The 14,743-nt window shown below is 61.3% G+C and carries 15 protein-coding genes and 1 pseudogene; 10 read left to right on the top strand and 6 right to left on the bottom strand.

Going from position 1 to position 14,743, the window contains the following annotated elements:
* Positions 1 to 85: 85 nt before the first annotated feature.
* Positions 86 to 1,561, top strand: a complete 1,476-nt coding sequence (locus ACFHWW_RS28205; RefSeq protein WP_379942399.1) for a PLP-dependent aminotransferase family protein — start codon at positions 86 to 88, stop codon at positions 1,559 to 1,561.
* 239 nt (positions 1,562 to 1,800) lie between these two features.
* Here ACFHWW_RS28205 and ACFHWW_RS28200 read toward each other — a convergent pair whose 3' ends face one another.
* From ACFHWW_RS28200 to ACFHWW_RS28190, 3 genes are all read right to left on the bottom strand, one after another.
* Positions 1,801 to 2,277 carry a GNAT family N-acetyltransferase gene (locus tag ACFHWW_RS28200; RefSeq protein ID WP_272939025.1) on the bottom strand — a complete coding sequence of 159 codons (477 nt, stop codon included), beginning with the start codon at positions 2,275 to 2,277 and terminating at the stop codon, positions 1,801 to 1,803.
* A 93-nt stretch (positions 2,278 to 2,370) separates the two neighbouring features.
* Positions 2,371 to 2,637, bottom strand: a complete 267-nt coding sequence (locus ACFHWW_RS28195) for a hypothetical protein (RefSeq protein WP_198516633.1) — start codon at positions 2,635 to 2,637, stop codon at positions 2,371 to 2,373.
* Complete coding sequence (locus ACFHWW_RS28190) at positions 2,625 to 3,224, bottom strand: NUDIX domain-containing protein (RefSeq protein WP_379942396.1); 600 nt, start codon at positions 3,222 to 3,224, stop codon at positions 2,625 to 2,627. Before ACFHWW_RS28190 ends, ACFHWW_RS28195 begins: the two co-directional genes overlap by 13 nt.
* Positions 3,225 to 3,426: 202 nt before the next feature.
* On the opposite strand from ACFHWW_RS28190, the gene ACFHWW_RS28185 reads away from it, so the two are divergent.
* Positions 3,427 to 4,182 carry a DeoR/GlpR family DNA-binding transcription regulator gene (locus tag ACFHWW_RS28185; protein ID WP_100670276.1) on the top strand — a complete coding sequence of 252 codons (756 nt, stop codon included), beginning with the start codon at positions 3,427 to 3,429 and terminating at the stop codon, positions 4,180 to 4,182.
* A 99-nt stretch (positions 4,183 to 4,281) separates the two neighbouring features.
* Here ACFHWW_RS28185 and ACFHWW_RS28180 read toward each other — a convergent pair whose 3' ends face one another.
* Positions 4,282 to 5,661 (bottom strand): enoyl-acyl carrier protein reductase FabMG, encoded by a 1,380-nt coding sequence (locus tag ACFHWW_RS28180; RefSeq protein WP_379942394.1) that lies wholly within the window; start codon positions 5,659 to 5,661, stop codon positions 4,282 to 4,284.
* A 194-nt stretch (positions 5,662 to 5,855) separates the two neighbouring features.
* On the opposite strand from ACFHWW_RS28180, the pseudogene ACFHWW_RS28175 reads away from it, so the two are divergent.
* Together ACFHWW_RS28175 and ACFHWW_RS28170 are read left to right on the top strand one after the other, a co-directional pair.
* A pseudogene (locus tag ACFHWW_RS28175) lies at positions 5,856 to 6,024 on the top strand (GntR family transcriptional regulator); the annotation flags it as partial.
* 184 nt (positions 6,025 to 6,208) lie between these two features.
* Positions 6,209 to 6,718 carry a nucleoside kinase gene (locus ACFHWW_RS28170; RefSeq protein WP_100670274.1) on the top strand — a complete coding sequence of 170 codons (510 nt, stop codon included), beginning with the start codon at positions 6,209 to 6,211 and terminating at the stop codon, positions 6,716 to 6,718.
* 169 nt (positions 6,719 to 6,887) lie between these two features.
* Here the strand turns inward: ACFHWW_RS28170 and ACFHWW_RS28165 are convergent, their stop codons facing one another.
* A complete protein-coding gene (locus ACFHWW_RS28165; protein WP_100670273.1) occupies positions 6,888 to 7,619 on the bottom strand; it encodes a dienelactone hydrolase family protein in 732 nt (243 codons plus the stop codon).
* A 264-nt stretch (positions 7,620 to 7,883) separates the two neighbouring features.
* Entirely contained in the window at positions 7,884 to 8,258 is a 375-nt protein-coding gene (locus tag ACFHWW_RS28160; RefSeq protein WP_100670272.1) for a DUF427 domain-containing protein, read from the bottom strand.
* Positions 8,259 to 8,480: 222 nt separating this feature from the next.
* On the opposite strand from ACFHWW_RS28160, the gene ACFHWW_RS28155 reads away from it, so the two are divergent.
* From ACFHWW_RS28155 to ACFHWW_RS28130, 6 genes are all read left to right on the top strand, one after another.
* The gene (locus tag ACFHWW_RS28155) at positions 8,481 to 8,858 is read left to right on the top strand and encodes a GFA family protein (RefSeq protein ID WP_379942391.1); all 378 of its coding nucleotides are present in this window, start codon (positions 8,481 to 8,483) and stop codon (positions 8,856 to 8,858) included.
* Between the two features lie 157 nt (positions 8,859 to 9,015).
* Positions 9,016 to 9,906: a substrate-binding domain-containing protein gene (locus ACFHWW_RS28150; RefSeq protein WP_100670270.1), complete on the top strand. Its 891-nt coding sequence runs from the start codon at positions 9,016 to 9,018 to the stop codon at positions 9,904 to 9,906.
* Between the two features lie 101 nt (positions 9,907 to 10,007).
* The gene (locus ACFHWW_RS28145; protein ID WP_100670269.1) at positions 10,008 to 11,519 is read left to right on the top strand and encodes a sugar ABC transporter ATP-binding protein; all 1,512 of its coding nucleotides are present in this window, start codon (positions 10,008 to 10,010) and stop codon (positions 11,517 to 11,519) included.
* Positions 11,516 to 12,478, top strand: a complete 963-nt coding sequence (locus ACFHWW_RS28140) for an ABC transporter permease (protein WP_100670268.1) — start codon at positions 11,516 to 11,518, stop codon at positions 12,476 to 12,478. Before ACFHWW_RS28145 ends, ACFHWW_RS28140 begins: the two co-directional genes overlap by 4 nt.
* 23 nt (positions 12,479 to 12,501) lie before the next feature.
* Positions 12,502 to 13,443 (top strand): sugar kinase, encoded by a 942-nt coding sequence (locus ACFHWW_RS28135; RefSeq protein WP_100670267.1) that lies wholly within the window; start codon positions 12,502 to 12,504, stop codon positions 13,441 to 13,443.
* A gap of 2 nt (positions 13,444 to 13,445) precedes the next feature.
* A complete protein-coding gene (locus ACFHWW_RS28130) occupies positions 13,446 to 14,726 on the top strand; it encodes a D-tagatose-bisphosphate aldolase, class II, non-catalytic subunit (protein WP_379942388.1) in 1,281 nt (426 codons plus the stop codon).
* Positions 14,727 to 14,743: the final 17 nt, after the last annotated feature.

The raw sequence follows: 14,743 nt of genomic DNA, 5'->3' as shown, positions 1-14,743 counted from the left end.
CTTGCCGAATAGAAATATGCCCACGTCCCGGATTGCCTTATATCCAGATAGGAAGTTAGATGAGTCCAGTTGGAGGAGGTGAACAATGGCGGGCTCGACGGTCTCGGAAACGATCTTCTTCCTCGACCGGGCCAGCCAAACGGGCCTGCAGGCGCAGATCCGTGAAACGATCGTTTCGGCCGTATTGTCGGGCCGCCTGGCGCCGGGCGCCCAATTGCCCTCCAGCCGCAAGCTTGCGGCCTATCTGAATATTTCGCGGATCACCGTAACGCTCGCCTATCAGGAGCTCGCTTCCCAAGGCTATGTGGAGGCGGCGAACCGGAGCGGCTACCGTGTCGCCGGCAAACCCCCGACGACAGCGATCGCGATGCAGGCCGCCCATGCTGCGGCCGATGCGATCGACTGGTCGGCCAAGTTGCGCTCGACCTTCATCGTGGCCAAGCAGATGCGTAAGCCCCTCGACTGGCGAGCCTATCCCTACCCGTTCCTTTACGGTCAGATGGACCCGTCACTGTTCGATCTCACGGCCTGGCGCGACTGCGCGCGACGGGCGCTGGCGCGCGAGGATTTCGAGCTGATGGCGGGCGACTTCGCGGCGGCGGACGACATCCAGCTCGTCAACTATATCTGTTCGCGCACCTTGCCGGGCCGCGGCATCCGTGCGAACCCCGACGAGATCCTGGTGACGGTGGGCGCGCAGAACGCCCTCTGGATCGTCATCCAGCTCCTGTTGCGTCAGGGCGCCCATGCGGTCTGCGAGAACCCCTGCCATCCCGACATGAGTGCATCGCTTCGCTTGAGCGGCGCCGGGATCACCTTCGTCGATGTGGACAGGGACGGCCTGCCGCCCGCCACGCTTCCGCAAGAGGTTGATGCCGTGTTCGTCACGCCCAGCCATCATTCGCCGACCGGCGCGACGATGCCGATCGAGCGGCGGGCGGCCTTGCTCGAGGCGGCCGCCTCCAAGGACTTCATAATCGTCGAGGACGATTACGAGTTCGAGATGAGCTTTCTGGCGCCCCCTTCCCCTGCCCTCAAGGCCTTCGACCGCAGCGGGCGGGTCTTCTACATCGGCAGTTTCTCCAAATCGCTGTTTCCCGGCCTGCGTCTTGGCTATCTGGTGGCACCGGCTGCCGTGATCCGGGAGGCGCGGGCACTACGGGCGCTGATGTTGCGGCATCCGCCGGGACACCTCCAGAGAACGGCCGCCTATTTCCTGGCGCTCGGCCACTATGATGCCGTGCTGCACCGGATGCGCGAGGAGTATCATCGCCGCCACATCATCATGGACGCCGCCCTCCGGGATGCCGGATTGAAGATTGCAGGATCTGCGGCTTTCGGCGGGACGTCCTTCTGGATCGAGGGGCCGGAAGGTCTCGATGCGGACCTGCTGATGAACGCTTTGCGCAAGGACGGCGTGCTGATCGAATCCGGATCCCCCTTCTTCCCGCAGGACGACGGACCGTGCCGCTTCTTCCGCATGGGCTACTCGTCGATTGCACGCAACCGCATAGCCGACGGCGTGGCTCTGACCGCGGCGCGGATCGCGGAGCGGGGGTAGGATGAATCTTGCAGCTTCCGGTGGCAGTGGGGGCAGTCGCGATCTGCGCATGGGCATTCACCGTGTCAACTTTGGCAGACGTGGGGAGTTGCCATTGGTTGAGGGTGAAAAGGGGCTGGAGGCGGACCTTCTGCTTCTAGGGCGGTTATGAGAGAAGCAGACATCCGAGGCGCGGTGTGAGGTCTGAGACTCGCCCGAAGCCGTTGTTAAAGCTTCATGAGGCCGACGCGACACCGACGTTACACGCCTGCTGTCACGCCGGCATCCCACCGATATAGCGCATCGGGCATCTTCTCCTGACAGTCGGTTCCGTCCGTCTCACGAATCCTGACGAACCCGTTTCGCTCGTAGAAGGCGATCGCATCAACGTTCGCCTGGAAAACCCAGAGCTGAAGATGGTCGAAATGGTCCTGCGCCTTCGCAATCAGCTTCCGGCCGATCCCACGGCCCGTATAGCCAGGCAGGAGGTAAAGGTGTTCCACCCAACCTTGCTTGAAGGCGCAGAAGCCGACGACCAACTGCTGTTCGTCAGCCACCCACACATCGCAGTCTCGGAACACGATGTTGCGGAAGTAGGCCTTGTCTTCCTCAAAGGTGTGCAGATCTGGCAAGTAGGGGAGAAAGGCTTGGCGCGACCTCCGGAATACAGATGCCACAGCCTCTGGTTCAGTAGATATAGCCCGACGAATCTTGATGCTGCACGGATCTGAACTCATCGCTTATGAATTTGCCTTCGGTCTGGATGGGCGATCGACCCTGTGGGAATCGCGCTATTGATGTTCAAGTCAGTGTCGACGATTTAGGAGCATTCATCGACTGCCTTGACCCCTACTCTCAGCATGGACGAACAAGGCATCGACATGATCTCCGGTCGCGCCCATGAACCCATGGGCGGTGTCATCTGCGTCAACCGCAACTGTGAAACCTGCGGTTGGCAGGTACGACTTCTCGACGAGCGCGCCGATCTCGTCGAAGTCTTCCGCCGAGAGAAACTGGTGCGTCGCCAGAACCGAGGTGCACCAGATCTCGAAGTTGCGCGCAAGGTCTTCGCATTTCGCCGCTCTCAAGGTAAACATGCGGTCTCCTTGAAGAGGTGCAGCGCCGCATATTGCAGCAGCATAATGGTCTTGCCGTCGCGGATCCGGCCGTCGGCGATCATCCTCAGCGCCTCTTCGATTGTCGGCTCCAGACGTTCGATGTCTTCGCCTTCGTCCGGGTCGCCACCGCCCTCCGACACTTGATCAGCGGCCGAATAGGCTCCGACAAAGAAGTGAAGCCGTTCCGTCACCGATCCAGGGCTCATGAACGCTTCGAACACCTGACTGACATCGGTGACGCGGTATCCGGTTTCCTCCTCCACCTCCGCCTTGATCCGCTCTTCCGGTGTTGCCTTGTCCAGAAGGCCAGCGGGTGTCTCGATCAGAAGATCGTCATACCCGTTGACGAAGGCAGGGTAGCGGAACTGCCGGGTGAGCAAGACCTTTCGGCGCTGCAAATCGTAAAGCAGGATCGTCGCGCCATTGCCGCGATCGTAGGTCTCCCTGCTCTGTCTCTGCCATTCTCCGTCCGTCCGACGGAAGCTGAAGGTCGTCTTCTTCAGGACATACCAGTCGTCCGACAGGGTGGTCACCTGCTCGATCCGAATCCGATCTGCAACCGACATACACGTTCTCCATCACGTTATGCACGATATTGCATGATATTTGTGTTCGTGCAATATGCGGCGCATAGGCGACGGACGCATCACGGGCGCGTTAAGGCGAGCTTCCACGTTCGGGAAATTCCTGCAGTCACTTCCGAGGAGCTAGGGATTCAATTGCAGCGGTTATTGCCAGGTTTGCAGTATCTGAAAAGGAAGCTTCCACATGCTGACCACTGAGCGCAAGGCGCTGCTCCTCGACGCCCTCGGTAAGGAAGGCCGGATCGTCGCGAAAGAGTTCAGCCGGAAGCTGGGCCTATCCGAGGACACGATCCGGCGAGACCTTCGGGAGCTTGCTGGCGAAGGACTACTTCAACGCGTGCATGGCGGCGCTCTCCCCGCCTCCAAGGCACTCAAAGACCTTCCCACGCGCCGAAATGTGTCCGTCAACGACAAGGCCGAGATCGCCAAGGTCGCCGCCGGCATGGTCAAGGAAGGACAGATCGTCTTCCTGGATGGAGGCACGACGACAATCAGGCTCGCGCGCGTCCTCCCAAAGGCCTTGAAGGCGACGGTCGTGACCCACAGCCCCGACGTCGCAACCGCTCTTCTTGATCATCCGGGGGTGGATGTGGAGCTTATCGGCGGTCACATCTACAAGCATTCGAACGTCTCCGTAGGCGCCGTCGCCATCGAAGCAATTTCGCAGATCCGCGTGGATCTCTACTTCATGGGCGTGACCGGTATCCATGTAGAGCACGGCCTGACGACGGGAGACCGCGAGGAGGCGGCGGTGAAGCGGGCGATCTGCCGGCAGGCTGCGGAGACGGTCGTGCTTGGCTCGAGGGAAAAGCTCGGTGCGGTCTCCGCGTACAGCGTCGTTGGCTTCGATGACGTCGACGGGCTTATTGTGAGCAGGAAGTGTTCCGAGGATCTGCTCACCCCTCTTCGCGATCTAGGCATGCAGATCATGTCGTCGTAAGCAGACGGCGGACAGTGGCGGAAATGAAGGCCCATTCCTGTCTGAGGAATCGTCGCTTCATGGCCAAAACACCAGCTTCCACGCTAAGCTGGGAACCCGTCACGCCATCTCAAGATGCGAGGATTCCGTTCCCTGCGTGACAAGCGGCGCGGGAGCCTTCGCATGCGGGTGGGAAGCGTTAAGTCGCCGAGCCACGATATCGTGGTTGAGCCACAGGACGGGACCGGAGGGTTCGGAAGATTCGCCGAAAATCAGCTGCCCGGTTGCCTTCACGACGAGACCGCTCAGGAGATCGCTGATCATCAACTTGCTATCCCGATGCATCCGGGTGATTTCGTTGGACGTGCCGATGGTCAAATCGGCCTGTGCCTGGCTGTTTGCCATGGGCCATGCCGAAAACTCATAGAACGGGCGCATGACCTCGCTGGCCTGCATGTCGGTGATCTTCCGGAACACATCCTTCATGGTTAAGCCGTCTGCCAGAAGCTGCTCGCAGGCCTGCCACTGTTCGTCTGCCCATTGGCCACCGTTTTCTTTCTTCAACGCAAGCAGCAGCGGTATCAGGGGCAGTTCGATACCCGTGAACACATCGGACGAATTGGTCCGGATTTCGGGACAGTTATAGACAGTTGCCTTGATGCCTTTCGCCCAGGCTTCCTCTGCAATGCCTTCGAGCCGCATCTTGGCATAACCCTGGGTGTAGTTGGTGTAGGTCTGCCAACAATAGCTTCCGTCAATGAGGATCGCCGATCCGTGGTAACCATAGGCCGTATATCGTATTTGACCGCCCGAAGCTTCCACGCGCTCGCGAATCGCCGCGCTGAAATCAATGAGATGGCGAAAGGTGTTTGCGGAGACGTCGTCAAAATTCTGCAGGATGAGTTTTCCCATATCACTGTCGAGCAAGGTTTGCGACGACATGTGGCGGGTTCCGGTTCCCTTGTAGATTCGATTGGCGACGACCAAGAGTACCTTCGCCTTCGGGATGCCTCCGGCCATTGTGTGGGCGAAGAAAACATTGCGGCCAGCGGCGATCATTCCGTCGAGAACGGTCATGACCTTTGCAAGCGACTCCGTAAAACGCGCAGTGGCGATGTCGCGGCATTGCCTCACATAGTCCCAGTCGAGCTTGTCGTGTTCCCAGCTCTCAAGCGTCATCTTTGCCAGGAGATCGGTGGGAGTTGGGCCGTCTGCGGGCGCATCGAGATCGAAACCCGCCATAAGAGGTATGTTGATGATCCTGCCGCCCAGCCGGGCCTCCGCTGAAGACAGTTCCTCGGCATCGAGCGGCCGAAGCGCGTTGTTCTCGTCGCGCCGCCCGACGGTGATCCCGACAATCTCCATTCCGGCCCGCCGAGCTTCCTCGAGCAAACCGGTGGCGTATCCGCGGCCGAACAGTTCGCCGAAGAGTACGAAAACATCGCCTTTACGGAAGACCGTGTTCTCGGAAAGACGATTCAGTGCAACCGGATTTTCCATGCTGTCAGCTCTTTGATTCGTGTGTCGTCGAGCAATGGCTCATACGAGCGTCGCAAAGACATGACCGCACTGGCACCGAATGGGAACTCATTTTCGGTGACCGTTCATTTCAAAACGTGAAGTCGGTCTCTGCTGTTCCTACAATGCGGCGAAATGCCGAGGCCGTTGGAGATCGGCGCGCCGATACCGAAACGAGTGCGGCTTTCGGCGGCACGCCCGTCTGGATCGAGGGGCCGGAAGGTCTCGATGCGGACCTGCTGATGAACGCTTTGCGCAGGCGTGCTGATCGAATCCGGGTCCCCCTTCTTCCCGCAAGACGACGGACCGTGCCGCTTCTTCCGCATGGCTACGGGGGTAGGATGAATCTTGCAGCTTCGGGTGGCATCGGTGCGGCAGCGGCACTAGCAAGCGGAGTGCCGTTGACAGCGCTGTTTGCTGGCGGTTCGAAGTTTGCGAGTACCTTCTTTCCGCAAGGCGATACCCTTGCTGAGCACACCCCAGGTAGAGTGTCTTCACACCGGATTGAAGGCGGTGATAAAAAAGGCCCATGGGCATCAAGAACTATCTAATCGAAGGCGGCTCGGGTACTGGAAAGACGTCTGTCGCTACCGAACTGGAGCGGCGGGGCTACCATGTCGTCCACGGTGACCGCGTTTTGGCCTATGTCGGCGATCCCGAGACAGGCCAGGCGCTCGCAGGACCACCCGAAGGCGCAGACCGCATCGCTTGGGGATACGCGCACTGGATCTGGTCTGTCGAGAAGGTCCGAGCTATTGCTGCCGACACCACCCATCCCGCCACGTTCTTTTGTGGCGGCTCGCGCAATTTCCACAAATTCCTGGACCTGTTCGATAAGGTTTTCGTGCTCGACATCGACGTTGAGACGTTGAACCGACGACTGGATGGGCGGCCCAATGAGCCGGGTTTCGAGCCGACCGAGCGGGCCCTGGTACTCCGCTATCATCGTACCCGGAAGTATCTTCCTGCCGGCATCAATATCGACACGGCGTATACCGTCCCAAGTGTCGTCGACGACATCCTCGCTAAACTCACCTGAAGCCCGGCAGGTTTGTGATAGGGAGGGAAGCAACCGATTGTTGCGAGAAAGCCGCTAGCTGCCGTACGGCTCACTGGCGGCGGTGTCGGCTTCACCGGCCTTTCTGATCGGAGCGGGCGTCAACCAGACGCCGTTCGCATTCCGCGGTAAGCGCTGAGGATCGACAGGTTTACTCAGGCGCGACCTCAAGGCGCTGTTTCAGAAGCCAGTCCCAGAGCTCGGGATCGTTCAAGGCGGCCCGCTCGACGCCCGAGTGGTCCACGTCCTCCAAAACACTCAGACGAGCATTACGCTTCAGACCCACAAGCCGCTCATAGAGCACGACTGAATCCGACAAAGGGATGACTTGATCGTTCGTGCCGTGGAACACCCAGAAGGCTGCCTTTTCATTTGTTCTGCTAAGGTAGTGGCGATTGCCGCCGCCGGCGATCGGAACGACAGCGGCGAATGTTTCGGGAAACTGTTCTGCCATGGCCCAAGCCGCGAAAGCGCCGCGGCTGAACCCCACGACATAGACACGCGCGCGATCGACGCGATACTTCGACATCACCTCGTCAAGTGCCGCCTCGACTTTCTCGATCGGATAAAGCAGCTCTTCACTCGGATTCTGAGGTGAAAACACCAGGAAGGGGAATTTCTTTCCCTCCTCGATCAATTTCGGAATGCCACTCGATCTGACTTTCTCGATATCGGTACCGCCCTGATCGCCGCCGTGTAGCCACACAACAAGCGGATACGCGTTGCCGGACGACGCATAGTCGTCCGGCTTGTAAATCAGATAGTTGAGATCATTCTTTATGCTGGTGCTCGATCTCGCTGCCAACTGCTCTGCATGCGCCACGCCTGCACTGCACATTCCGATTACGGCCGTGAAAGCCAGTGCCATGATGTTCCGCGTCATTCGACCACCTGCTTCATAATGTTGCGCCTGCAAGCATCAAATGGAACCGAAAAACCAGAACTCAAGCCTGCCTACCCCGAGGATGGAATCGTCGCCTCGGGGAAGGATTGTCGCGGAAAGCCGCGGCAATCCCGGAAGCGCGACCTGACAGCCCGGTTGTCGAGTGAAGAATTACCTCCGGCGTGGCGAGCAATCACTGGGTCGGGCCGTTCTCTCCTTCTCGTAGAAGGGCAGACAGTCGAGCCGAACGAGCGGGTCCTGCCGCTACATTTCCTCGATCGCATCCACCCGGTCCGGATAGAATGCCATGTGCTCCTTGATCTCGCGGACCGCTTCATGCGGATTCTCATAGGTCCAGACGGCATTCTTCGACCGTTCGCCACCGGCTGCGATGCTGTAATAGGACGCATCGCCCTTGTAGGGGCAATAGGTCCCATGATCGGTGCGCGCAAGCAGCGACATGTCGACGTCGCTGCGGGGGATGTATTGCACGGGCGGATAGGACGCCTCGCGCAATGTGAGCGCGTCGCGCGTATCGGCCACGATGCGGCCATCGAGCCTGACTACAACACGCCGGGGATTGCGTTCGACAGTGATCGGATGGTCGGGGCCTGGAATTCTGATCGGCTTGTCTGACATGAGCGTTCGCCTTCAGGTGGTTGCACCGCCTCTTAGATAGGGTCACGCCTCCCGCTCCCCAAGGGCCGCACCGCCTCGACGGGCTGGGATGGCTTCCGGTCCGGCCAAACAAAATCATGAACCATCGGATATCTGAAAGAGTTGGAGCGGATGCGGGTCGAAACGGGCATGCGCCTTTCCTTGATCCCGCTCGATGCTTAGCCAGATTGGAGATGCCGGCAGATGATTGCGAGAACAGGTGGGTGCCTTTGCGGCGCGCTGAGATATGAGGTGCGCGGAGAACCTTTGCGGGTGGGACTTTGCCATTGTGCGGACTGCCGCAGGGAAAGCGGCTCTTCTTTCGTGACCTTCGCCGTCTGGCCCACCCGGGCTTTCAAGAGCTCTGGCGAAGTCAAGATATTCGCCGGCCGTGGCTTTTGCCCCGACTGCGGATCGCGGCTCTTCAACCCGGGAGAAGAGGAAACCGAAATTCGCGTCGGGTCACTGGACGACGCCCCGGCCGCCCTCAATCCCCAATACGAGATCTGGGTCGTCCGGCGCGAGGGGTGGTTGCCTCCCCTTCCGGTGCCGCAATATCCGGGGGATCGAAGCCGAAGCTAATATTTTCTCGCGCGCTGCTTTTTGTTGTTGTGTGTTCTTTTTAAAATTGACGCGCGATAAGTTTTATGGTGTTTACTCCCTGCCAAGGTCAGGGACGGGAGGGCCCGCCTGCCTGGTTGCAAACGTTGAAGGCCCGCCGTTTCCAAGGGAGGAAACCATGAACATGCCCCGCATTCTCAAAACTCTCGTCGCCGGCACCGCGCTCACCTTGCTGGCATCCGGCGCCTTCGCCGACGGCATCGGCGCATCGCTCCTGACCCAGCAGCACCCGTTCTACATTGAGCTCGCCGAGGCGATGAAAGCCGAAGCCAAGGAAAAGAACGTCGCGCTCGAAGTGGCGATCGCCAATCAGGACCTCAACAAGCAGCTCGCCGACGTCGAGGACTTCATCGTCAAGGGCGTTGATGTGATCGTCATTTCGCCTGTCGACAGCCAGGGCGTACGCGCGGCCATCGCAAAGGCGGAAAAGGCCGGCATCAAGGTGATCACCGTCGACGTTCCGGCCAATGGGGCGACGGTGACGTCGCATATCGGCACCGACAATTTCACCGGCGGCGTGAAGGCGGGCGAGCTCATGGCCGAGGTTCTCGGAAACAGGGGCAAGGTCGCCATTATCGACTATCCGACGGTTCAGTCGGTGGTCAATCGCGTCAACGGCTTCAAGGAAGCGATCGCCAAGCATCCGGAAATGGAGATCGTCGCGACCCAGACGGGCATCACCCGCGCCGAAGCCCTCGCCGCCGCACAGAACATGCTGCAGGCCAACCCCGACATTACCGGCATTTTCGGCTTCGGCGACGATGCGGCCCTTGCCGCGGCCGTTGCCGTCAAGGCTGCCGGACTGGAATCGCAGGTCAAGGTCATCGGTTTCGACGGCATGAAGGAAGCACGCGATGCCGTCGACGGCAATCCGGTAATGGTCGGCGTGATCCAGCAATTCCCGGACCAGATGGGTAAACAGGCGATCGACACCGCCGTAAAGGTTGTCGCCGGAGAGACGGTACCGGCCGAGCAGCCGATCGTACCGGGCGTCTACACCGGGAAATAGGTCCCTCCCAGGACGGCTGCCGCCTGCTGGCGGCGGCATACCACGGGCGTATCCGGCGCATGCCGCCGGATACGCTCCGGTCCGGCTGAAGGAGGCCCGCCATGCATGGTTCCGCTGCGGATACCATTCTCAAGATCACCGATGTCACCAAGTCCTTCGGGCAGGTCGCCGCCCTCAAGGGGATGCGGCTCGAAGTCCGGCGCGGCCGGGTGCATACGCTGCTCGGCGAAAACGGCGCCGGCAAATCGACCTTGATGAAGATTCTCGCCGGCGTGCACGGGGCGACGTCGGGAGAGATCGTTCTCGACGGGCAGGCCTACCGGCCCGCCAACCCGCAGGAGGCCGCCTCGCTCGGGCTGGCGATCGTCTTCCAGGAATTGAGCCTCTGCAACAATCTGACGGTCGCTGAGAACATCCTCGCCACGCGCGAGCCGCGCCGTTTCGGCTTCATCAACGACAAGGCGCTCGTCGCAAAGGCGCAACAGATCGTAGCCGACCTCGGACTTCCTATCGACGTGACGGAGAAGGTCGGCAATCTCTCGATCGCCCAGCGACAGCTCGTCGAGATCGCCAAGGGCCTGAGCCATGATGCCAAGGTCGTCATTCTGGACGAGCCGACTTCCTCGCTCAGCGACAGCGAGGCCGAGATCCTCTTCGGGATCATCGGCCGGCTGAAGCAACGCAACGCCGCGATCATCTATATTTCGCACCGTATGGAAGAGATCATGCGGCTCAGCGACGACATCACCGTCATCAGAGACGGCGAATATGTCTCGACGCATGCGCGCGACGAAGTCACCATCGAGATGCTGATCGCATTGATGGTCGGACGCCGCATGGACGAAATCTACCCGCCGCCGATGCACCGTGTGGCGGCGGACGGCGCCCCGGTCCTTGCAGTCGACCGGTTGACGCGCGAAGGCGAGTTTCACGACGTGTCCTTCCACGTGCGCGCCGGTGAGATCCTCGGCTTCTTCGGCCTTGTCGGTTCGGGCCGCTCGGAGGTGATGAACGCGCTCTTCGGCATGAAGAACGCCGAAGGCACGGTTCGCCTCGATGGCGAGTCCGTGCGGTTCCGTTCCCCGGACGAGGCAATCGCCCGCGGCGTCGGTTTTGTCACGGAGAACCGGAAGGAAGAGGGCCTTGTCCTCGGCCACAGCGTCGAGTGGAACATATCCATGGCGGCTCTCGCGAACTTCGCCGGAGGTTTGGGCTTCATCCGCAACGGCGCGGAACGGGCGGCGGCATCCGAACAGGTCGGGAAGCTCTCCATCAAGACGAACTCGCTGGAAACGCCGGCGGGGGCGCTCAGCGGCGGCAACCAGCAGAAGATCGTGCTCGCCAAATGGCTGCTCACGCGACCCAGGGTGCTGATCCTCGACGAGCCGACCCGCGGCGTCGACGTCGGCGCGAAATTCGAGATCTACAAGATCATCCGCCAGCTGGCGGCCGAGGGAACGGCAATTCTGCTGATCTCCTCCGACCTGCCCGAAGTCCTGGGAATGAGCGACCGCGTGGTCGTCATGCATGAAGGCGCGCCCGGCGCCACGCTCGAAGGTTCCGCCCTCACTCCAGAGACGATCATGGCTCACGCGACAGGGTTTCAATCATGACACAGAACACAGCAGCCAAAGCCGCCCTTGTTCGGGCTCTCAAGCAATATGGCGGCATCTTCCTATCGCTGGTGATGCTCTGCATCGTCTTTTCCTTCTTCAACCCGCGCTTCATGACGGTTGTAAACTTCATGAACATCCTGCAGCAGGTCGCCGTTGTCGCGATCGCGGCCTTCGGGATGACGTGGGTGATCCTGCTCGGCGAGATCGACCTTTCCGTCGGCTCGATCATCGCGGTGGCAGGAATGGTCGGGGCGCAATGCTTTGCCTTCGGGATGGGTTTCGTGCCGGCGATCGCGCTGACGCTCGTTGCCGGCGCCCTGATGGGAATGTTGAACGGGGTGCTGACGGCCAAGCTGCTCTTGCCGTCCTTCATCGTCACCGTCGCGACCATGGGTATCTATCGCGGCATGGTGAGCCTGCCCACCAACGGCGCGCCGGCCATGATCGAGAACGAAACCTGGACCGCAATCGGCACCGAGAGTTTCCTGGGGCTGCCGATCATCATCTGGGTCGTCGCCGTCCTCTTCGTCATCAATCAGATCGTGCTCAGCAAGACGAGCTTCGGCCGGCGCGCCTATCTGACCGGCGGCAACCGCGAGGCGGCCGTCTACTCCGGCATCAAGGTCGACCGGCTGAAGATCCTGATCTTCATGATCTCCGGCGTGATGGCGGCCATCAGCGGCATTCTGCTTTCCTCCCGCCTGTTCTCCGCACAGACCAATGCGGGCATGAGCTACGAACTTGACGCCATCGCCGCGGCCGTTCTCGGCGGCACCAGCCTTGCCGGCGGCGTCGGAACCATGGTCGGCACGCTGATCGGCGCGCTCATCATCGGCGTGATGAACAACGGCATGAACATGCTCTCCGTCCCCTACTTCTATCAGCTGATCGTCAAGGGCCTGGTGATCCTCGTCGCCGTCTGGCTCGACGTCCGCGCCAAGCAGGCAAAGCGCTGAACCCCGACACGAGTGACATCCACATGCACAAGATACTGACGATCGGCGAGATTCTCGTCGAAATCATCGCGACCGAGAAGGGTGACGGGTTCCGCCAGGCGACGCCGCTCATCGGCCCCTTCCCTTCAGGTGCACCGGCCATATTCATCGACCAGGCCGGGAAGCTCGGTCAGCCATGCGCGATCATCTCCCGCGTCGGAGGGGATGATTTCGGCACGGTCAACCTCGAACGCCTCAAGGGCGACGGCGTCGACATTTCCGGCATCGAGGTCGATCCGCTCGCCACGACCGGCAGCGCCTTCGTCCGCTACCGGCCCGATGGCAGCCGCGCTTTCGTCTTCAACATCCGCGACAGCGCCTGCGGCAAGATCATGCTCGACGAGCGAATGACCCGACTCGTCGGCGAATGCAGCCATATCCATGTCATGGGCTCGTCGCTCTACGCGCCGAGCGTGGTCGAAAGCATTCTCGCCGCGATCGGGATCGTCAAGGCGGGCGGGGGCACCGTCTCCTTCGATCCGAATCTTCGCCCGGAGATCCTCAAAAGCCCCGGCATGCGCGAGGCGCTGCTTACGGTGCTCGCCGAGACAGATCTCTTCCTGCCGAGCGGAGACGAGCTTTTCCTCTTCACCGAAGCCAAGACGGAAGGTCAGGCGGTCGCGGAGCTCCTCGCATCCGGCATCAAAGCCGTCGTCGTCAAACGCGGCGCGGCAGGCGCCAGCTATTTCGATGCGGTGACGGCGCTCTCCCTGCCGGGCTTCCCTGTCGAGGAGGTCGACCCGACCGGGGCCGGCGATTGCTTCGGCGCCACCTTCGTCAGCTTCTGGCTCAACGGGGCGAGCCCCCGCGAGGCCCTTGAATTCGCCGCCGCTTCCGGCGCCCGCGCCGTCATGCACTTCGGCCCTATGGAAGGCGCTTCGACACGCGCGGAACTCGAACGATTCATCAGCGAGCAACAGGCCTGATCATGCAAGAGAACTATCTCATCGACATCGCCCGGTGGAGCAAGCGTCCCGGTCCGCGCGGCATACCGTCGATCTGTTCCGCGCACCCGCTCGTCATCGAAGCCGCCATGCTGCGTGCGCGCCGGGAGAATACGCCGGTGCTGATCGAGGCGACCTGCAACCAGGTCAATCAGGACGGCGGCTATACCGGAATGACGCCTGAGGATTTCACCCGCTTCGTCGGCGCCATCGCCGACCGGATCGCGTTCCCCCGGGAGAAGATCCTGCTCGGCGGCGACCATCTCGGCCCCAATCCCTGGAAGCATCTGCCCGCCGCGGAGGCGATGGCCAAGGCAGAGGCGATGATCGCGGCCTACGCGAAAGCTGGATTCACCAAACTGCATCTCGACACCAGCATGGGATGCGCCGGCGAACCGACGGCCCTGCCCGATGCCACGACGGCGGTCCGCGCGGCGCGGCTCGCGGCCGTCGCCGAAGACGCCATCGGCGGCCGTGGGGGTGTACTCCCGGTCTACATCATCGGCACCGAAGTCCCGATACCGGGCGGCGCGCTCGAAGAGCTGGACACGCTCGAGGTGACTGCTCCCGAAGCCGCCATAGAAACCGTGCGCGTCCATCGCGCGGCATTCGAGGAAGCCGGCGCCGCCGGTGCCTTCAGCCGCGTCGTGGGCGCCGTCGTCCAGCCGGGCGTGGAATTCGGCAACGAGAACGTCATTGCCTATGATCGTGCCAGGGCCGAAAAGCTCAGCGCCACGCTGGGCCAACTTGACGGGATGGTCTTCGAGGCCCATTCCACCGATTACCAGACGCCGGATGCGCTTCGCCAACTGGTCGCCGACGGCTTCGCGATCCTGAAGGTCGGACCCGGCCTCACCTTTGCTCTTCGTGAAGCCCTCTACGGCCTCGACCAGATCGCTGCCTTTCTCTTTCCGGCCGCGCGCGAGCGCACGCTTGCCGAAGTCACGGAAGCGGTGATGCGCGAGGAACCGGCGAACTGGGGCAAATACTATCACGGCTCGGCGGACGAGCAGCGCCTTCAGCGGCACTTCTCCTATAGCGACCGCATACGCTATTACTGGCCGCATCCGAAGGCCGCTGCAGCCGTGGACGAACTCATGTCTCTGCTCGACGGCGTTGCGATCCCGGAAACGCTGATCAGCCAGTTTCTCGCCGGCAGCTACGCGCGCGTTCGCAATGGCGAGGTCGCGCCGCAGGCCAAGCCGTTGGCGCTTGCCGCCGTCGACGCCGTTCTGCAGGACTATTTCGCAGCGTGCCGGGTCTAGATCAAGACGTCAGAGCG

The sequence above is a fragment of the Sinorhizobium sp. P24N7 genome, assembly GCF_042436655.1.
Classification (GTDB): domain Bacteria; phylum Pseudomonadota; class Alphaproteobacteria; order Rhizobiales; family Rhizobiaceae; genus Sinorhizobium; species Sinorhizobium meliloti_A.
Note: the sequence above shows the minus strand (reverse complement) of the source record. Positions and strands in the feature narration are given on the sequence as shown.